Origin of the sequence: Lentzea sp. NEAU-D7, assembly GCF_026242055.1 — a bacterium.
GTDB lineage: Bacteria > Actinomycetota > Actinomycetes > Mycobacteriales > Pseudonocardiaceae > Lentzea.
Map to the genome: position 1 here is coordinate 127,162 of NZ_JAPJDL010000009.1, position 18,664 is coordinate 145,825.

The 18,664-nt window shown below is 69.9% G+C and carries 19 protein-coding genes; 10 read left to right on the forward strand and 9 right to left on the reverse strand.

The window, feature by feature from the left end; translation table 11 throughout:
• Positions 1-71 precede the first annotated feature (71 nt).
• On the forward strand, positions 72-458 hold the full coding sequence (locus ORI60_RS19820) for a hypothetical protein (protein WP_266039088.1): 387 nt from the start codon (positions 72-74) through the stop codon (positions 456-458).
• A gap of 15 nt (positions 459-473) precedes the next feature.
• Here ORI60_RS19820 and ORI60_RS19825 read toward each other — a convergent pair whose 3' ends face one another.
• The 3 genes from ORI60_RS19825 to ORI60_RS19835 form a co-directional block, all read right to left on the reverse strand.
• Entirely contained in the window at positions 474-1,337 is an 864-nt protein-coding gene (locus ORI60_RS19825) for a glycosyltransferase family 2 protein (RefSeq protein ID WP_266039090.1), read from the reverse strand.
• 16 nt (positions 1,338-1,353) lie between these two features.
• On the reverse strand, positions 1,354-2,481 hold the full coding sequence (locus ORI60_RS19830) for a glycosyltransferase family 4 protein (RefSeq protein ID WP_266039366.1): 1,128 nt from the start codon (positions 2,479-2,481) through the stop codon (positions 1,354-1,356).
• A gap of 80 nt (positions 2,482-2,561) precedes the next feature.
• Positions 2,562-3,533: a glycosyltransferase family 4 protein gene (locus tag ORI60_RS19835; RefSeq protein WP_266039092.1), complete on the reverse strand. Its 972-nt coding sequence runs from the start codon at positions 3,531-3,533 to the stop codon at positions 2,562-2,564.
• Between the two features lie 20 nt (positions 3,534-3,553).
• Between ORI60_RS19835 and ORI60_RS19840 the strand changes: the two genes are divergently transcribed.
• Genes ORI60_RS19840 through ORI60_RS19860 form a run of 5 tightly spaced genes read left to right on the forward strand, consistent with a single transcriptional unit; the run spans position 3,554 to position 9,101 of the window.
• A complete protein-coding gene (locus tag ORI60_RS19840) occupies positions 3,554-4,456 on the forward strand; it encodes a glycosyltransferase family 2 protein (protein ID WP_266039093.1) in 903 nt (300 codons plus the stop codon).
• Complete coding sequence (locus ORI60_RS19845) at positions 4,453-4,971, forward strand: hypothetical protein (protein WP_266039094.1); 519 nt, start codon at positions 4,453-4,455, stop codon at positions 4,969-4,971. The genes ORI60_RS19840 and ORI60_RS19845 overlap by 4 nt, the downstream gene beginning before the upstream one ends.
• Complete coding sequence (locus ORI60_RS19850; protein ID WP_266039095.1) at positions 4,968-5,519, forward strand: hypothetical protein; 552 nt, start codon at positions 4,968-4,970, stop codon at positions 5,517-5,519. Before ORI60_RS19845 ends, ORI60_RS19850 begins: the two co-directional genes overlap by 4 nt.
• A 3-nt stretch (positions 5,520-5,522) precedes the next feature.
• On the forward strand, positions 5,523-8,009 hold the full coding sequence (locus tag ORI60_RS19855; protein ID WP_266039097.1) for a glycosyltransferase: 2,487 nt from the start codon (positions 5,523-5,525) through the stop codon (positions 8,007-8,009).
• Positions 8,010-9,101 (forward strand): glycosyltransferase family 4 protein, encoded by a 1,092-nt coding sequence (locus tag ORI60_RS19860; RefSeq protein ID WP_266039098.1) that lies wholly within the window; start codon positions 8,010-8,012, stop codon positions 9,099-9,101.
• Between the two features lie 237 nt (positions 9,102-9,338).
• On the opposite strand, the gene rfbD is transcribed toward ORI60_RS19860, so the two are convergent.
• Together rfbD and rfbB are read right to left on the reverse strand one after the other, a co-directional pair.
• Entirely contained in the window at positions 9,339-10,187 is an 849-nt protein-coding gene (gene rfbD, locus ORI60_RS19865) for a dTDP-4-dehydrorhamnose reductase (RefSeq protein ID WP_266039100.1), read from the reverse strand.
• 4 nt (positions 10,188-10,191) lie between these two features.
• Positions 10,192-11,178, reverse strand: coding sequence for a dTDP-glucose 4,6-dehydratase (gene rfbB, locus ORI60_RS19870; RefSeq protein ID WP_090067301.1), 987 nt, complete (start codon positions 11,176-11,178; stop codon positions 10,192-10,194).
• 195 nt (positions 11,179-11,373) lie between these two features.
• On the opposite strand from rfbB, the gene ORI60_RS19875 reads away from it, so the two are divergent.
• The 3 genes from ORI60_RS19875 to ORI60_RS19885 all read left to right on the forward strand — a co-directional run bounded on the left by ORI60_RS19875 (position 11,374) and on the right by ORI60_RS19885 (position 14,816).
• Positions 11,374-12,846 (forward strand): LCP family protein, encoded by a 1,473-nt coding sequence (locus tag ORI60_RS19875; protein WP_266039105.1) that lies wholly within the window; start codon positions 11,374-11,376, stop codon positions 12,844-12,846.
• A gap of 68 nt (positions 12,847-12,914) precedes the next feature.
• Positions 12,915-14,120, forward strand: coding sequence for an LCP family protein (locus tag ORI60_RS19880; protein ID WP_266039107.1), 1,206 nt, complete (start codon positions 12,915-12,917; stop codon positions 14,118-14,120).
• 9 nt (positions 14,121-14,129) lie between these two features.
• Positions 14,130-14,816: a TIGR03089 family protein gene (locus tag ORI60_RS19885; RefSeq protein ID WP_266039108.1), complete on the forward strand. Its 687-nt coding sequence runs from the start codon at positions 14,130-14,132 to the stop codon at positions 14,814-14,816.
• Here ORI60_RS19885 and ORI60_RS19890 read toward each other — a convergent pair.
• Positions 14,797-15,213 carry a DoxX family protein gene (locus ORI60_RS19890; protein WP_266039109.1) on the reverse strand — a complete coding sequence of 139 codons (417 nt, stop codon included), beginning with the start codon at positions 15,211-15,213 and terminating at the stop codon, positions 14,797-14,799. The genes ORI60_RS19885 and ORI60_RS19890 overlap by 20 nt on opposite strands.
• A gap of 162 nt (positions 15,214-15,375) precedes the next feature.
• On the opposite strand from ORI60_RS19890, the gene ORI60_RS19895 reads away from it, so the two are divergent.
• Complete coding sequence (locus ORI60_RS19895; RefSeq protein ID WP_266039110.1) at positions 15,376-15,888, forward strand: hypothetical protein; 513 nt, start codon at positions 15,376-15,378, stop codon at positions 15,886-15,888.
• A 42-nt stretch (positions 15,889-15,930) separates the two neighbouring features.
• On the opposite strand, the gene ORI60_RS19900 is transcribed toward ORI60_RS19895, so the two are convergent.
• From ORI60_RS19900 to ORI60_RS19910, 3 genes are all read right to left on the reverse strand, one after another.
• Complete coding sequence (locus ORI60_RS19900; RefSeq protein WP_266039111.1) at positions 15,931-16,704, reverse strand: META domain-containing protein; 774 nt, start codon at positions 16,702-16,704, stop codon at positions 15,931-15,933.
• An 8-nt stretch (positions 16,705-16,712) separates the two neighbouring features.
• Entirely contained in the window at positions 16,713-17,474 is a 762-nt protein-coding gene (locus ORI60_RS19905; protein WP_266039112.1) for an META domain-containing protein, read from the reverse strand.
• An 85-nt stretch (positions 17,475-17,559) separates the two neighbouring features.
• The gene (locus ORI60_RS19910; protein ID WP_266039113.1) at positions 17,560-18,492 is read right to left on the reverse strand and encodes a trypsin-like serine peptidase; all 933 of its coding nucleotides are present in this window, start codon (positions 18,490-18,492) and stop codon (positions 17,560-17,562) included.
• Between the last annotated feature and the right edge of the window lie 172 nt (positions 18,493-18,664).

The following is an 18,664-nucleotide window of genomic DNA, read 5'->3' on the forward strand; positions in this document are numbered from 1 at the left end:
TTCGACGGAATACTCTGACACGAAGCAGATCGTCATACGGGATCTGGTCCCGGCAAGGAGCTAAATCCGACATGGACCCCCGCGACCGGGCCGACGCCATGCTCGCCCGCGCCCGTGCACGTGGGCGGAACATCGTGACGCCGGACAACATGACGTCCCCGATGGACGCGTCAGACACGCAGCAGATCCCTCGCGCGCTGGTCAACGCCGTGGACCCGCGCCAGGACCCGGACTCGACCATGATCCTCGCGCCCGCCCAGATGGGCCACCAGCAGCCGCAGCGCCCCCAGCACCACGCGCCGCGCCAGCCCATGCCGACGCAGCCGATGCCGCAGCAGCAGGCCCCGGCGGAGGAAGCGGAGATCACACAGGTGGTCCAGCCGGGCCTGATCCCGACGGTCTCGCACCACCAGCAGTCCCGCAACTCGCTGTCGCAGCGGCTGAGCGGCGACATGTAGGGGTGCTCGGGGAGCTCAGCCCGGCTTGCGGGTGAGAATCTTCACCCGCGCCGCGAGCCCGGCCTTCAACGCCAGGCGGAACGGCGCCCACAGCACCCCGGCATGCCGATCGGCCATGTACCGGTAGGCACTGCGGTGGTGCTCGCGCAGCATCCGGTCCGAGGACCGGGCGGTCGAGTGCCCGCCGATGTGCGTGACCTCGGCATCGGGCACGTAGACGTTCAACCACCCGGCAGCGCCGACGCGCTCACCGAGGTCGACGTCCTCGAAGTACATGAAGTACCTCTCGTCGAACCCGCCGACGGCGTCGAAGGCCTCACGGCGCATCAGGAAGCAGGACCCGGACAGCCACCCGGCGGAACGCTCCACCGGGGCCTTCTCCTGCCGGTAGGCCCGAGTCCAGGGGTTCGACTTCCAGACGGCGCCGAAGAGCGCGTGCCCGGCCCCGCGTCCCAGCGAGGGCAACAACCGGGCGGACGGGTAGACCTCTCCGTTCGGCTCGCGGATCAACGGCCCGAACATCCCGCCCCGCGGCCACCGCTGCGCCGCGTCGATCAACGCGTCCACGCTGCCGGGCGAGAACTCGATGTCGGGGTTGGAGATCAGCACCCAGCCGACGTCGGGCCCCAGCGCCGCGACGCCGCGGTTGGCGCCGCCGCCGTACCCGAGGTTCCCGCCGGTGGGCAGGAAGGTGACGTGGGCGTGGGAAGCGGCCACCTCCTCCGGCACCCCGTCGGTGGACCCGTTGTCGGCGAGGATCACCTGCGCCGGTCGGGTGGTGGCCTTCGCAAGGGTGTCCACAAAGGGAGCCAGCGTCTCGCCCGGCGAGTACGTGACCGTCACGACACCAAGTCCGTCGCCGTATTTCACGCGCGTCACCCTAGCGCCGCCCCGCTCAGCGCCGGCGACGCACCAGCACCGCGCGCTCGTAGGCCAGGCGGTGGCGCTCCGCGCTGACGGCCCACGAGAAGTCCTTGGCCCGCTGCTGTCCCGACGCCGCCAGCGAAGCACGGCGGGCCGGGTCGTCCAGGAGCTCGGCGATCGCGGCCGCGATGTCGCCCGCGCCGACGCCGCAGTACGCGACGGCCTCGCCACCCACCTCGGGCAGCGACAGGCGTCTGGTGGTGAGCACGCAGGCGCCGCAGGCCATGGCCTCCAGCACCGGCAGCCCGAAGCCCTCGCCCAGGGACGGGTACGCCACCAGCTGCGCGCCGCCCAGGAAGCCCGCCAGCTGTTCGAACGGCAGGTAGCCCGCGCGGATCACGCGGATGCGGTGCGGGACGGAGTCCAGCGCGCGTTCGACCTGGCCGTCCCAGCCGGGCTGGCCCGCCAGCACCAGCGCGGGCGGTTCGGCGCGGCCCACCATCGCCTGGGCGAAGCCGCGGATCAGCGCCGGGACGTTCTTGCGCGGTTCCAGCGCGCCGAGGAACGCGACGTACGGCGCGTCACCGAGAGACAGGGTGCGGCGCACCGCGAGCACCTCGTCCGGTGACGGCGGGTGGAAGCGTTCGGTGTCCACGCCGTGCTGCGCGATGTGCAGGACCCGGCGGTCGGCTCCGGCCACGCGCACCAGTTCGTCGGCGGTCGCCTGCGACGGGACCACGCACAGGTCCGCGCGCCGCAACGACGCTCGGGTCCAGGCGCGGAAGAAGCGGGCCTTGACCGACGAGTGCAGCACCGGGTCGGTGAAGAAGGTGGCGTCGTGCAGCGTCACGACCGAGGCGGCCTTGCCGGCCAGCGGCAGCGTGTAGTGCGGCGAGTGCACCACGTCCACGCCGAGGGCGCGGATCAGGCGCGGCAGCGTCGTCTGCTCCCAGGCCAGCCGGGCCGTCCTGGTGGCGACGGCGTCCGCGGCGCGGACCACGCGGGCGTTCGGCGCGATCTTGCTGAACAGCTCTTCGTCGCGCGGCTGGCAGACGACGGAGAGCTTGGTCCCGTCCGCGTCCAGCGCCGCGACGAGCGAATCCACGTAACGGCCGACGCCACCTCGGTCTGCGGGGATCGCGGTGGCGTCGATCAGCACGCTGGGTTCGACGGTGGGCACGATCAGCTAGCGTAATGTCATTCGCTAAAGCGTTTAACGGGAATGCACTAATCCGATCGTCAAGCGTGTGCCTTCCACACTCCCCGTGCCGTCTTTTCCCAGGTGAACTCACTCGCGCGGGTGATCCCGGCCTCGACCGTGTGACGAGGATCCGCCAGAACGGCCCGCAGACCTTCCGTCAACGACGCCAGGTCGCCGCGCCGCACGACGGTTCCGGCGCCACCCGCGACCTCCACCAGAGCCGGGTCGTCGGAGTGCACGACGGGCACACCGGCGGCCATCGCCTCCAGCACCGGCAGCCCGAAACCCTCCGCCAGGCTGGGCGCGGCGAGCACGGAGGCGCCGGCCAGCACCGACGCCAGGCGCGCGTCGGACACCCTGCCGAGCAACGTCACGTGCGGCGCGCGCAGATCGACGTCACCCCATCCCTGCGGGCCGACCACGACCAGCGGCACCCGAAGCCGTTCGGTCGCCCGCACCAGCAACCCGAAGCCCTTGCGCGGCTCCACGGTGCCGACGGCGAGCACGTAGGACGAGGGCAGGTCGTCGGCCGGTGAGCCGACCAGCCGCGTCACGCCGTTGGGCACCACGTGCACCGGCACGTCGACGCGCACGCACTCCGCCAATTGGGACGCGACGGCCTGTGTCGGCACCACCAGCGCACGCGCCTCACGAGCAGCACGTGCGATCACCTTGCGGTGCCAGGCGACTCCGCGCGGAGTCAGCGTCTCCGGGTGCGTCCACGGCACCACGTCGTGCACGGTGACGACCGCGCCCGGCAGCGGTGCGAGCGGTGTCGGGGCGTGCACGTGCGGGCCGAGTTTCGGCGGCAGGCCGCGTTCCCACAACGCCACCAGCGCCCGGCGCGGCACCCTGATCACGCGGTCGGCGCGGGCGGTCGCCGCGGTCGTCACGGTCCAGCCGGGAGGGGCGCTCTCCCCCAACGCCCCGAGCAGCTCCGCCGTGTAGCGGCCGGTCCCGCCGGGGACCGGGGCGTTCAGCTGCTCGGTCAGCACTACTAGCTCGGGCACGTCGCGTACCGTCTCACGCCGTGTCGGCAGTCAGCACCGTGGTGGTCGTGACGTGGCGCGGCCGTGACCACATCACGGCGTGCCTGGACGCCCTCAGGGCCCAGAAGAGTCCACATAGGACAATCATCGTCGACAACGCGTCCGACGACGGCACAGCCGAGCTGATCAGCGGACACGAGGTCGTGAGGCTGCCCCGCAACCGCGGTTACGCGGGCGGGCTCGCCGCCGTTCTCGACATGGTCGAGACCCCGTACGTCGCGTGGCTCAACGACGACGCCGCACCGGACCCGTCGTGGCTCACCGAACTGGAGCGCGCCCTCGACGGCGATCCCGGCGCGGCCGCCGCGACCTCGTCGATCCTGCTCCTGGACGGCTCGACGCAGTCCGTCGGCGTGGCGCTGACGGCGGACGGTCACGGCAAGGACGTGGTGCTCGCCGGCCGCGAGGTGTTCGGGTTCTGCGGTGGCGCGGCGCTGCTCAGGACCGCGGAGCTCAAGGCCGCGGGCGGCGTCCCGGCGAGCTTCTTCTGCTACTACGAGGACACCGACACGGCCTGGCGGCTGCGGCTGGCCGGCCACCGGGTGATCTCGGTGGGACCGGCGCGGGTCCGGCACCGGCACGGCGCCAGCACGCGTCCGGGCTCGGTGCTCTTCCACCGCTGGAACGAGCGCAACCGGTTGCTGATGCTGCTGCGGTGTGCGCCCGCGGCGACGGCCTTCGCCCAGCTCGCCCGGTTCCTGGTGACCACGGTGCTGCTGCCGTTCCGCGGGAACGTCCCGGACGCGGCCAACTTCCGTCTCGGACTGCGCACCCGAGTGCTGGCGGAGGTGCTGCTCAGGCTCCCCGCCACGCTCGTCCAGCGGTTCAGGATCAGGACGACGGTCTCCCGCAGGAGCGTCTGGCAGGACTGGGCGGGCCGGTGAGGGCGGCCTGGCTGTTGATCGGCGGCGGACTGGCCGGGCTGGCGCTCGGCGTCGGGGTGAGCATCACGCTGTCCTACGGGCTGGTGTTCATCGGCCTGCTCGGCGGCCTCGCCTACGCCCTGGGCGTCAGCGGGCTCTCCCAGCGCAAGTGGATCGCGCTGCCCGCGTTCGCCCTCGGGCTCGCGGCGCCGCTCGTGCTGACGTTCGGCGTGCACAGCGTGCTGATGCAGCGGATCGGGCACGTCGAGCGGTGCGCGGTCACGGCGGCCGACGAGCACCCCTTCGCCAAGTACCCCGGCGTCGACTACGTGCTGGCCTGTCCCAGCGGCGAGGTCGAGCTGGACCGGGACTGGAACGACCGCCTGAAGACGCGGGAGGCCGACGTCCTGACCGGACCGCCGCTGCGGCCGATGTTCGCGGACGAGACCCGGTGGAACCTCCTGCCGGTCACAAGCGTCCCCGCAGCGATGACTCTTCTCGTTCCGGTCGCGTGGCTGCTCAGGAAGCAGCCGTGAGGCGGCCAGCACCACTCATCGTGATCGGGCTCGCCGCCGTCGCCGCCGCGGTCCTGCTCGGTGCCGTCGTGCCCGAGCGGTACGAGCTCGCGGTGCTGGTGCCGTGCTGCCTGCTGTCGCTGGCGTTCGCTTGGGGCGTCGGCAAGCTCGGGCCGGCGTGGCTCGTGCTGCCCGCGTTCATGGTCGTGATCCCCGGCACCGCGGTGCTCGTGGGCGACGGTCATCGCGCGTTGATGGACGTCCTCGCCACGCCCCGGACGTGCTTGATCACCAGCGTCGAGGACGTGCCGGGGCCGGACAACCCGGTCTTCGCACACCAGGTCACCTGCCCGGACGGCGCCGAGCTGCGGATCGTCGTGCGGGGTGAGCAGGACAAGAGGATGCAGCCCGGTCCGGCCACCGTCCTGCGGCACCCGCTGATGCGGCCGCTGCTCGCCGAGCGCAACGACTGGTCCGCGGAGTGGGTCTTCGGGGTGCCCCTGGCTGTCGCTTTGCTCCTGATCTGTGCAACCACACTGCGGGCGCGCAGAGTGATGAGGCAGGCTTAGCGCGTGGATCGAGCCTCGCTGCCCGTCGTGTCCGTCGTCGTCGTCAACTACCGAGGTGCGGACGACACCATCACCTGCGTGCGCGGACTGGCCGACGTCGACTACCCGGCGGAACTGCTCCAGGTGATCGTCGTCGACAACGAGGCGCACGACACCGCGCGGCTGCGGGCCGCACTGCCGGGCGCCGAGATCGTCACCTCGCCGGAGAACCTCGGCTTCGCGGGCGGCTGCAACCTCGGCGTCGAGCACGCCACGGGCGGGGTGCTCGCGTTCCTCAACAACGACGCCCGCGCGGACCGGAACTGGATCAAGGCCGCGATCAGGGTGTTCCACACCGAACCGGCGGTCGCCTCGGTCGCGAGCAAGGTCCTCGACTGGGACGGCGAGAAGATCGACTTCGTCGACGGCGGGCTGACCTGGTTCGGCATGGGCTACAAGCGGCACGCCGGTCAGGACGACGACGGCAGCCACGACGGCCCCAAGGACGTGCTGTTCGGCACCGGCTCGGCGATGTTCGTGCGGGCCGAGGTCTACCGCGAGCTCGGCGGGTTCGACGACCGGTTCTTCATGTTCTACGAGGACGTCGACCTCGGCTGGCGGCTCAACCTGCGCGGCTGGCGGGTCCGCTACGAACCGGCGTCGCTCACGTTCCACCGCCACCACGCGTCGATGAGCTCGATCCACGAGAGCCGGGAGCTGTACCTCCTGGAGCGCAACGCGCTCATGTCGCTGTACAAGAACTTCTCCGACGAGACGCTGGCCAAGGTGCTGCCGGCCGCGCTCGCGCTGTGCGTGCGCCGGGCCACGGCGCGCGGTGAGATCGATCCCGCTCAGCTGGAGATCACCCGCCGCCCGGCCGACCCCGCGTCCGACCGCGAGCCCGTCGGCGTGTCCCGCCAGGCGCTCGCCGGGTTCCTCGCGATCGACCAGTTCGTCGAGCTCATGCCGTCGCTGGCCGAGTCGCGCAAGGTCGAGCAGGCCGCCCGCCGGATGTCGGACACCGACCTCGTCCCGTTGATGCGCAAGGCCTTGGAGCCCGCCTATCCCCTGCCGCGCTACCTCGCCGCGCACGACGTCCTCGTGGACGTCCTCGGCCTGGAGGACGTGTTCGGCAAGCCGCGCAAGATCCTGGTGATCACCGGCGACGCCATCTCGGACCGGATGGCGGGCCCCGCGATCCGCGCCTGGCACATGGCCGACGTGCTGTCCGGCGAGCACCAGGTGCGGCTGGTCACGACGAACCCGCTGTGCGCGCCGCCCGACGCGCCGTTCGCCATCGAGCGCGCCCGGCCGAAGGAGCTGCCGCCGCACGTCGCCTGGGCGGACGTGGTGGTGCTGCAGGGCCACGGGCTGGAGATGGTCGGCGAGCTGAAGAAGGAGTCGTCGACCAAGATCGTGGTCTGCGACATGTACGACCCGATGCACCTGGAAATGCTGGAACAGGGCAAGGACAAGCCGGACGACAAGCGCGCCCTCGACCTGGCGGCCGTCACGAAGGTGCTCAACACGCAGCTCGAACGCGGCGACTTCTTCCTGTGCGCGTCGGAACGGCAGCGGCACTTCTGGCTGGGCCACCTGGCGGCGCTGGGCCGGCTCACGCCGACGTTGTACGACAACGACCCGACCACGCAGTCGCTGCTCGGCATCGTCCCGTTCGGACTGTCGGGCAAGCCGCCGCAGCGCACCGGCCCGGCGATCAAGGGCGTGGTGCCGGGCGTCACGGACGCGGACAAGGTCGTGATCTGGGCCGGTGGCGTCTACAGCTGGTTCGACCCGCTGTCGCTGATCGAGGCGATGGACCACCTGCGCCGGCGGCAGCCGTCCGCGAAGCTGTACTTCCTGGGCATGAAGCACCCGAACCCCGAGGTCCCGGACATGGACATCGCCGGCCAGACGCGGGCGTTGTCCGCGAAGCTGGGGCTGACCGGCGAGACCGTGTTCTTCAACGACGGGTGGGTGCCCTACACCGAGCGGCAGAACTGGCTGCTCGACGCGAGCTGCGGTGTCACCACGCACTACGAACACGTGGAGACCACGTTCGCGTTCCGCACGCGGGTGCTCGACTACCTGTGGGCGGGACTCCCCATCGTCACCACGTCCGGCGACTCGTTCGCGGACCTGGTGCTGCGGGAGGGCTTGGGCGTCGTCGTGCCACCGGAGGACCCGGAGGCACTGGCCGGCGCGCTGGAGAAGGTGCTCTACGACGAGGAGTTCGCGGCCGCGTGCCGTGAGCGCATCGCCGTCGTACGCGAACGGTTCACCTGGGAGACGGCGCTCGCGCCGCTGGCCGAGTTCTGCCGCAACCCCAGGCCCGCCGCGGACCGTCTGCCCGGCTCCGCCCCCATGGTGCGCACACCGGGGCTGAGCAAGGCGGACAAGGTGAAGCGGGACCTGCAGCTGGTGCGCGAGTACCTGGACGCGGGTGGCCCGACCGAGTTGGCCAAGCGGGCGACGGGGCGCCTGCGCAAGATCGCGCGTGGTGGCAGGTAAATGGCGAGATCCCCGAAACCCCTCAAGGTGCTGCTCGACGGCACCCCCCTGCTCGGAAACCGCACCGGGATCGGCCGCTACACAGCGGCACTGGCGGAAGAACTGGCGTCGATGGCGGACGACGTCGACGTGCGGGCGGTGGCGTTCACCCTGCGCGGCTGGCGCGCGTTGCGGACGGTCCTGCCGCACGACGTGACGGCGCGCGGCCTGCCCGTCGCGGCACGGGCGTTGCGCCAGATGTGGCTGCGCGCCCCGTTCCCTCCCGTCGAGTTGCTGGCCGGGTTCACCGACGTCATGCACGCCACGAACTTCGTGCTGCCGCCGACCTTGCGGGCCGGTCGCGTCGTCACGATCCACGACCTGGCGTTCCTGGACTCACCCGGCGACCTGCCGGCGTCCGATCGGCGGCTGCCCGAGCTCGTCCGGCTGTCCGCCGGCCGGGCCGACGTGATCTGCACGCCGACCGCGGCCGTCGCCGACGTGGTGGCGGACCGGTTCTCCGTGCCGCTGGAGAAGATCGTGGTGACGCCGCTGGGCGTCGACCCCGCGTGGTTCGCGTCCCGTCCGCCGTCACCCGCGTTGCGCGGCCGGCTGGGACTGTCCTCGGAGTACCTGCTGTTCGTGGGCGCGGACGGGCCGCGCAAGGGCCTGGAGTACCTGATCAAGGCGCACGCGTCCGACCCGTCGCTGCCGCCGCTGGTGATCGTCGGGCCCGGCCGGTCCGGCGTGGACGGCCGGGTGCTGCGGACCGGGTACCTGTCGGACGTGCACCTGCGGTCGGTCGTGGCGGGTGCCACGGCGCTGGTGCTGCCGTCGCGCGACGAGGGTTTCGGGCTGCCGGTGCTGGAAGCCCTGGCGTGCAACGTGCCCGTGGTGTGTTCGGACGTGCCCGCGTTGCGCGAGGTCGCCGGTGGGCACGCGTTGCACGTGCCCGTGGGAGACGTCGAGGCGCTGGCGGACGCGCTCGCCCGTGCCGTCGCGGCCCCGGCCACCCCCGAGGCCCAGGCTGAACGACGCGCGCACGCGTCCGGGTTCACCTGGCGGCGGTGCGCGGAGAAGACGGTCGAGGCGTACCGGCGCAGCCGCGCCTGAGATGCTCGCTGGAGGGCGTCAGGAAACCCTGACGCCCCAACGACTTCACCGAGAGTGCGGCCTCGGTGAACGCTTGTCGAGCTGGCTCATCGACACCTGTCGCGAACCCGTGACAACAGCAACGCACTTCAGGAAGCGCTGCCGATCGGAATCCTCTGTCGCGGGACGCTGAGGGTTGCGCCCGGAATCGAACATGCCGAAAAGGGTCCCGCACTCGGAACTACGGGACCAGACCGGTCACTCCAATGGCGCAGCACCGGCACGGGGAGCTACCACCCCTGCCCGAAATGCCTCCGAAAGGGCGCTGCGCCAGTGCGGCAAAGGGCGCAGTCCCGCCGCTGCCCACGCCGCGCCCGACAGCACCGAGTAGGCAGGTCGCGGGGCCGGGCGCGGGAAGTCCGCCGTGGTGCACGGCTGCACACGCGCCGGGTCGGCGCCCAGCTCCTCGAAGATCGCCCGTGCGAACCGGAACCACGTCGTCTGGCCGCCACCGGTCGCGTGCAGCAGACGCGTCGCGGGCAGCACCGAGACCAGTTCCAGCAGCCCGGCGGCGAGGTCGTGCGACCACGTCGGCGCACCGGCCTGGTCGTCCACAACGGACAGAGTCGGCCGCGAGGACTCCAGTGCCGCCATGGTCTTCACGAAGTTCGCGCCGTGCACGCCGTACAGCCACGAGGTGCGCACGACGTAACCGCCCGCTTCCAGCACGCGGTGTTCGCCTTCGAGCTTCGTGCGGCCGTAGGCGGACTTCGGGCCGACCGGGTCGGTCGTCTCGTACGGCCGCACGCCGTCGCCGGAGAACACGTAGTCCGTCGAGACCTGGACCATCGGGATGCCCAGGGAAGCGCACGCCCGCGCCAGCAGGCCGGGGCCGACGGCGTTGACCGCGAACGCGCGTTCCTCGTCGGTCTCGGCGGCGTCGACCGCGGTGTACGCGGCGCAGTTGATCACCGCGGAGGCGCCGGCCAGGTCGGCGGCCGTCACCGCGGTCACGTCCAGCTCGGCGGAGGACACCGCGCGGACGTCCGCGGACAGTGCGGCGAGGTCGTGGCCGAGCTGGCCACGACCACCGGGAACGAGGATCACCGGGTCAGCCCTTCACCAGCGCGGCGCGCTCCTTGAGCGGCTCCCACCAGGCGCGGTTCTCGCGGTACCACTCGACCGTGTCGGCGAGACCGACGGTGAAGTCGACCTGCGGCGCATAGCCCAGCTCGGAGGCGATCTTGGAGATGTCGACCGAGTAGCGGCGGTCGTGGCCCTTGCGGTCCTGCACGGGCTCGACGGCCGACCAGTCGCGGCCCGTCGCCTCCAGCAGCTTCTCGGTCAGCTCGCGGTTGGTGAGCTCGGTGCCGCCGCCGATGTTGTAGATCTCACCCGGCCGGCCGCCCTCGGCGACGAGCTGGATGCCGCGGCAGTGGTCGGCCACGTGCAGCCAGTCGCGCACGTTCAGGCCGTCGCCGTAGAGGGGCACGTTCCTGCCGTCGATCAGATTGGTGACGAAGAGCGGGATCACCTTTTCCGGGAACTGATACGGCCCGTAGTTGTTCGAACACCGCGTGATGCTCACGGGCAGTCCGTGAGTGCGGTGGAACGCGCGGGCGAGCAGATCGGAAGAGGCCTTGGAGGCGGAGTACGGGGAGTTCGGTTCGAGGATGTGCGTCTCGGTCCAGGAGCCCTCCTCGATCGAGCCGTAGACCTCGTCCGTCGAGACGTGCACGAACTTGCCCACGCCCGCGTTCAGGGCGCCCTGCAGCAGCGTCTGCGTGCCCAGGACGTTGGTGAGCACGAAGTCCGCCGATCCCGTGATGGACCGGTCCACGTGCGATTCGGCCGCGAAGTGCACGACCACGTCGATGCCGCGCATCTGCTCGGCGACCACGGCGGCGTCGCAGATGTCGCCCTGGACGAACTCGAACTTGCCCGCGACCGGCGCGAGGTTGGTCTCGCTGCCCGCGTAGGTGAGCTTGTCGAGCACCACAACTTCGGCACCGGCGAACGCCGGGTAGGACCCGCTCACCAACTCCCGCACGTAGTGCGAGCCGATGAAACCGGCCCCACCTGTCACCAGTACGCGCATGCCATTTCCTCTCGTGGTGTACCCCGACAGCAGTCTGTCACCTACCTGATCGCTGCAACCCACAGCAACGTCACGTCGTGTGACTTATAAACGACTAAACTCAGTGTGGTGGGGGAGGAAACGGCTGTGGAAGGCAGGAGTCTGCCGCTCAGAGGGGTCGGAAACCGGCCATCTGCGGCCCTTCGCGCTTTCCTGGTGACGGGGAAGATCTTCGTGGCCCTCGTCTCGACCGCTGTGCTGCTCGTCACGTCGTACGGCTGGAACAAGCTGCGCACGACGAACGAGGGGATCGTGAAGACCGAGGTCATCTCGGACGAGCTCACCAAGCAGGGCCCGAAGCCGCTCGACGGCGCGGTCGACATCCTGCTGGTCGGCATGGACAGCCGCACGGACGCGCAGGGCAACCCCCTCTCGCAGGAGGTGCTCGCCATGCTGAACGGCGGCATCCCCGACGGTGAGCAGAACACCGACACGATGATCCTCGTGCACATCCCCGTGGACGGCACGCGCGCGGTCGCGATCTCGTTCCCCCGCGACGCCTACGTCGAGATGGCGGACGGGTTCGGCAAGCACAAGCTCAACTCGGCGTTCGCCCGCCAGCGCAACACGGTCGACCAGGAGCTCCGCGCACAGGGCGTGACGGACGAGGCACGGATCCGCACCGAGTCGATGGCCGCTGGCCGCAAGACGCTGATCAAGACGATCGAGGGCATGTCCGGTGGCGCGGTGCGCGTCGACCGGTACGCCGAGGTCAACCTCGCCAGCTTCTACGAGGTCACCAAGGCCATCGGCGGCGTCGAGGTGTGCTTGAAGGAGCCCACCTCCGACCGCGACTCCGGCGCGAACTTCCAGGCGGGCCTGCAGACGATCGAGGGCGCGTCCGCGTTGTCGTTCGTGCGGCAGCGCAAGAACCTGCCCGGCGGCGACCTCGACCGGATCGTGCGGCAGCAGGTGTTCATCGGGGCCCTCGCGAAGAAGGTCCTGTCGACCGGCACGCTGACCGACACGACCAAGCTCAACGGGCTCGTCGAGGCCGTGCAGAAGTCCGTGATCCTCAGCTCCGGGTGGGACATCACCACGTTCGCCGAGCAGATGCAGGGCCTCGTGGGCGGCAACATCGAGTTCAAGACCATTCCGGTGGGCGAGCCGACGGACACGTACAGCGACGGCAACGTGCTGCCGGTGAACCCGGCGGAGGTCCGCAAGTTCCTCACCAGCCTGGCGTCGGACAAGAGCACGTCGAGCGCCCCGCCGACGACGAGCACGAGCCTGCCCGCGCCGCCCAACTCCGCGATCAGCGTGGCCGTCTACAACGCGTCCGGCGTGCAGGGGCGCGCGGCGGAGGTGATGACCACGTTGACGGCCAAGGGGTTCCAGCGCGGCACGGTGGCGTCGGCGGCGCAGAACAGCGACACCACGGTCGTGCGGCACGCGGCCGGCGAGGAAGGCTCCGCGCGCAAGGTCGCCGCGGAACTCGGCTCCGGCGTGGCCGTCGAGGAGGACGCGTCCGTCCGAAAGGGACAGATCCAGGTCTTCGTCGGCAGCGACTACCGGCCCCAGGACGACTCGGAGGACGTAGACCCCCAGGGCGTTCCCGGCACGTCGACGGCCGCGAGCTCGAGCAGCACCCCGCCGATCACGGCGGGCGGACTGGTCTGCGTGAACTGAAACCCCCGGCGTAACGCTCTTCCGATAGTTACGCTGAGCACGCAATCCAGTTCACGGAGGGTCGTACGTTGAGCACTGCCGCACGCGCGAAGAAGACCGCACGGGTACTGGGCCGTGTGGTGGTCGCGCTACTGGCCGTGACGACGCTGGTGTTCTCCGGCTACTTCTGGACCGCGCTGCGGCTGGTGAAGCAGAACACCAACACCACGCAGATCCTCCAGGTGCTGGAGGACATCCCGAACTCGCCGCCGGTCGAGGACGGGGCGATCGACATCCTGCTGGTGGGCAGCGACAGCAGGACGGACGCGCAGGGCCGGCCACTGCCCGCGGACGTGCTGCGCAAGCTGCGCACCGAGGGCACGGACACGGTGAACACGGACACGATCATCGTGATGCGCGTGCCCCGCAACGGCGGCAAGGCGAGCGCGATCTCGATCCCGCGCGACACGTACCTCCCGATCGCCGGCTACCGCGAGGACAAGATCAATTCCGCGTACGGCGCCGTCAAGTTCCTGACCGCCGAGCGGCTGCAGGCCGAGGGCGTGACCGACCAGCAGGAACGCGAGCGCCGCTCGGACGAGGCCGGCCGCAAGGCGCTGGTGCAGGCCGTGCAGGACCTGACGGGGATGCGCGTCGACCACTACGCGGAGATCAACCTCTACGGGTTCTACCTGCTGACCGAGGTGATCGGCGGCGTGCAGGTGTGCCTGAAGGCGGGCACGTCGGACCCGAACTCCGGCGCGAACTTCCGCGCGGGCCCGCAGACGATCTCGGGCGGCGACGCGCTGTCGTTCGTGCGGCAGCGGAACATGCCCGGTGGTGACCTCGGTCGCATCGCGCGGCAGCAGGTGTTCATGTCGCAGGCGATGAAGCAGTTGCTGTCGGCCGGCACGTTCACCGACCCGGGCAAGATGAGCGGGCTGCTCGACGCGGTGTCGAAGTCCGTCGTCGTGGACCAGAAGCTGGACATCGCGACGCTGGCGACGCAGGCGCAGGGCCTCGCGTCGGGCAACGTGGAGTTCGCCACGATCCCCGTGACGAGCATCGACGGCCGCAACGAGCGCGGGCAGAGCATCGTGACGGTCGATCGCGAGGCGGTGAAGGCGTGGGTGGCCCAGCAGATCGGCGAGACCGCGAAGCCGGCGCCGTCGTCGGTGGCGCCGACCTCCGAGACCCCGAGTACCCCGTCGCGGTTCGGTCCTGAAAAGCTGCTCTCGCTGGACGGCGCGCACGCCGTCGCAGCCGCCCGACAGGATGTGCCCTGCGTCGACTAGGAGTGCCGCGTGAGCGTGACCGAGATCCTCTTCACGCCCCTGCTGAAGGCCGATCCGGGTCGTCCGCTGATCACGCACTACGACGACGCGGCGGGCACGCGGATCGAGCTCTCGCGGGCGACGGTGAAGAACTGGGCCGCGAAGACGGCGAACTGGCTGCGGGACGAGCACGACGTCGAGCCCGGTGACCCGGTGGCGGTGCTGCTGCCCGCACACTGGCAGACCGTGGGCCTGCTGCTCGGCGCCTGGTGGTGCGGCGCCCGCGTGGTCGGTGCGGACTTCTCCGGCGCGAAGGTGGCTGTGGTGCCGCCCGGCGGCACGGCGGACGCGGACGTCGTCGCGGTGGCCTCGCTGCACCCCATGGGGCTGGGCTCCGGCGCGCCGGTCGACTACGCCGACGACGTCCGCGTGCACGGTGACGACTTCATGCCGTGGGAACCGGTAGCGGGTTCGACGCCCGCGCTGGGCGAGTCCACTGTGGATGAGGTGGTCGCTCAGGCACGCGAGCTGGGCGTCGCGCTCGGCTCCGAACCCCGCGTGCTGTCCACTCTGGAGTGGGACTCGCCTTCCGCTGTGCTGGAAGGTTTTCTGGCCGTGCTCGCGGCCGGTGGCTCACTCGTGCAGGTGAGCAATCCCGACGCGGGCCTGCTGGCCGCGCGCCGGGAGAGCGAGAAGGTCACGCAGCAGCTGGGTTGAGCACCTTGTTGTTCTTGAACAGCACGCGGTCCAGCGCGTAGGCACCGCCGTTGAAGCCGAGCGCGAGAGCGGCGGCGCCGAGCACGATCACCAGTTCCGCACCACCCTCGCCGAGCAGGCCGTTCGGCAGGTGGACGAGCAGCCACGCGCCGAGCATGTTGACGGCGAGCAGGATGCCGGCGATCGGCAGCGCCACACCGGCGATCAGCGCGAGGCCACCGGCGAGCTCGACGACCGCGGCGAACCACGCGGACACCGACGGCAACGGCACACCCATCTTGTCGAACGATCCGGCGGTGCCGGCCATGCCGTACTCGGTGAACTTCTGCCAGCCGTGCGCCACGAACACGATGCCGACGGCGATGCGCCCGATGAGTGCGGCGACGTCCTTGACCATGATGTTTGCTCCCCGATCCTGTCGTTCGGCTGTAGGTCGTTCAGCCTCGAACCAAAAGTAGTGCAGGTTTGAACGACCTCATGATTTCGACAGGAATCCAACAGCCAGTCCTTAGGTTCGCAGGTCTGGTACAAGATCAGGGACGAGTTTCTGGGGGTCTCGATGGGTCAACACGCCTATTTCGCGCTCGTGGGTCAGTGGGACGCGGTGGAGAACCCGTACACCGTCGTGCGCACGGGCGGCGAGCACGACGAGGTCTTCTCCGCGGAGTTGCGGTGGGAGCCGACCGATCTGCTGCGCCGCGAAGATCCCATGCGCGGGTATGACGACGTCGTACCGATCAGCGAGAAGGACGCCAGGCGGTTCGAGACGACCCAGGCGAAGCGGGTCGAGGAAGAGGAGCACACCTGGAGGAGCCGCTCGTACTTCGCGATCGTGGGCCTTTCGAACACGGTGGACGATCCGCACACCGTGGTGCGCCGGGGAGGCGAGCACGACGAGCACTTCGGCGGCCGGCTGACCTGGCTGCGGACGGATCTGATGTACCGCATCGACAGCGGGCGCGAGTACTACGACGCCGTCCCGATCAGCGCGGAGGAAGGCAAGCGCTTCGAGGCGGTCCGGGCGAAGCGGGTCGCGGAGCAACTGCGCGGGCCGACGGAGTTCCCGCTGTGAACGCGGAGCCGGGCCGGGCGTTCTAAGCCCGGCCCGGTTCGCTCATTTCCTGAGCTTCAGGCCGACGCCGTTCGCGTTCATCAGCGTCATGGTGTCGCCGTCGATCTCGAAGGTGACCTCCCCCAGTTCGAGGGTGTCGAGGATGGCGCTCTCCACCTTCATCTTGTCCTCCGAGCACAACATCAAGGTCATGGCGAGGCTGCTGCCGAACGTGATCCGCTGACCGTCCACTTCGTACTTGTCGGCGCCGGTGACGTCAGTGGAGCCGCTGTTGCAGCCGCCCTGCACGTAGATGTGGCCGTCCTTGAAGGCGATCGTGCCCGTCACGCCTTCCGGCACCGACGACACGGCGTCCTTGGTGACGATGCCGTCGACGGTCCAGGTGACGCCTTCCAGCGGTGCCTGGGGTTTCGGTGCGAGCACCATCTCAGTGTTCGCGCCGGTGAGCACGAGGTTCTGGCCGTCGAGCCTCCAGGACGGCTTTGCGCCGAGCAGCCCGGACAGCCACTCGTCCTGCTCCTGCAGGCCCTCGCCGGGGCAGGCCATGTCGGTGGTGCTGAGGTCGGTGACCGTGAGCTTGCCGTCGTCGAGCTTCACCGGGCCCTGCATCTGGTTGCAGCCGGCGTTGGCGAGCAGCCTGCCGTCCGCGGTGAACCTCAGTTCCACCTTCGTGCCTTCGACCAGGGGGCGCGGCTTGCCCTGTTCGGTGACGGACGTGGACGTGAACGTCTTGCCCTGCACGTCGTTTCCTCCTCCTCCAGCGGTTCCGCACGCCGTTGCCAGCAGGACCAGTGCGACGAGAAGCCGGGGTCCCATGCGCGGCTCTACTTCCCGAGCTTCAGGCCCGCGCCGGACGCGTTGGTCAAGCTCAGCGTGGCGCGGTCGATCTCGTGGGTGGCCTCTCCGTTCTCGAACGTCGCGCGGACGGCGTTCTCCACCTCGTCCACGGCACCGCACGACCGCTGGGTGCTCGTCCCCAGCTCGGCCTTGATCACCTGGCCTTCCAGCACGTACGGCGTTCCGGCGCCGTTGAGGTTGCAGCCGGTGTCGACCAGCATCTTGCCGTTCTCGAAGGCGATGGTGACCTTCACGCCCGCGGGCACGGACGAGACCGCGTCCCGCGTGACGAGGCCGTTGACGGTCCAGGTGCCCTCGAGCGTGGCGGGCTGTTCCGGCGCCAGGACGATCTCCGCGTTCGAGCCGGTGACCACGAGGTTCGTGCCGTCGAGCTGCCAGGACGGTGTCGCCCCGAGCAGCTTCGACAACCACTCGTCCTGCTGGTGCAGCTCGGGTTTGGGGCAGCCCATCGCCGTCATGCCGAGATCGGCGACGGAGAGCTTGCCGCCGTCGACCTTCACCGGGCCCTGCATCTGGTTGCAGCCGGCGGTGGCGATGAGCCTGTCGTCGTCGGTGAATCTCAGCTCGACCCGCGTGCCCTCGACCATGGCGCGCGGCTTGCCCTGTTCGGTGACGGAGGACGAGACGTACACCTTGCCCCGCAGGTCGGCGCCTTGGCCCGCGGAAGGACTGCCGCAGGCGGAGGTGACGGCCACGAGCAGGACGGCGAGGACGATTCGGGTGCTCATGTGCGTAGGACGGAACGTCGTGGCGTTGAGGTTGCCCGAAGGCCGGGAGCGGGATATCCGCGCCCGGCCAACGGAAAATTCGATGTCACGGGGACAGCGACTCAGCGAAGTCGTAGAGGCTCTTGATGTCGTTGTCGAAGTACGGCCCGTCCATCTGGCTCGCGTCGGCGTGCCGGTGGCTGACCACGCTGTTGATGTAGCCCAGCCCGTTCTGGTCGTTGTACTCCTGCAGCCACGGACCGCCGGACGATCCGCCGGTCATGTTGCACCAGGCGCGCACCTGCTGGCCGTGGCCGTTCCAGGTCGTGCCCTGGCAGAAGTACTGCAGCTCACCGGTGAACGGCGCACCCGCGGGGTAGCCGAGGATCGTGACGGACACCGAGTAGCCCCAGTTCCAGCGCAACCCGTTGCCGCCCACGACGTTGGCGATCGAGCTGCCGCCGAGGGTGTTCATGACGACGATGCCCATGTCCTCGTCGCTGTTGCTGGAGTTGATCCACGCCGTGCGGGTGGTGAGCGTGTACGCGCTCCACGTGCCGAACGGGCGCGCCCCGTCGCGGTAGCGGGGGACGAACACCCAGTTGGTCATCCACTGGCCGCCGGCACCGCCGTGCACGCAGTGCCCCGCCGTCTGGACCAGCTTCCTCTTGGTGCTGCTCACGGTCGCGCCGGAGCAGACGTAGTTCAGGCCGTTGGCCGGGTTGGTGAAGAACACCTTTCCGACCGTCTGCGACTCGTTGAGCATCGTCCCGATGCCCTGCGCCTGCTCGGTCTTGACCTTCACCGAGGGTGCGACGCCCTCGATGCTGCCCGCACGACCCGAGGGCTGGCGTGGGGAAGAGGCCTTGACGGTGGCGGGAGCCTGCGCCGGGATCGCCTTGGCCATGCGCTCCGGGGTCCAGTACGCCTCGGCCGCGGCGGCCGACTGGATCTTGTTGTCGGAGGTTCTGGCCTGGCTGGCAGCACTGCCGTTCGGTGCCGCCTGCGCGGTCGGCACGAAAACGGAAGCAGCCAGCACAAATCCGAACACTAAAGATACGGCTTTTTTCGTTCTCATTCGAAATACCCCACTAAGCGAGGTTGACTTGCGGCTTTGCGAACGTAGCGACGCCTCTAACCTGCTGTCCAGGCGCAATCCGAAATTGCTCCACTCAGACCCGTGCGCATTCCATGCCCTTTAGAAAGGAGTC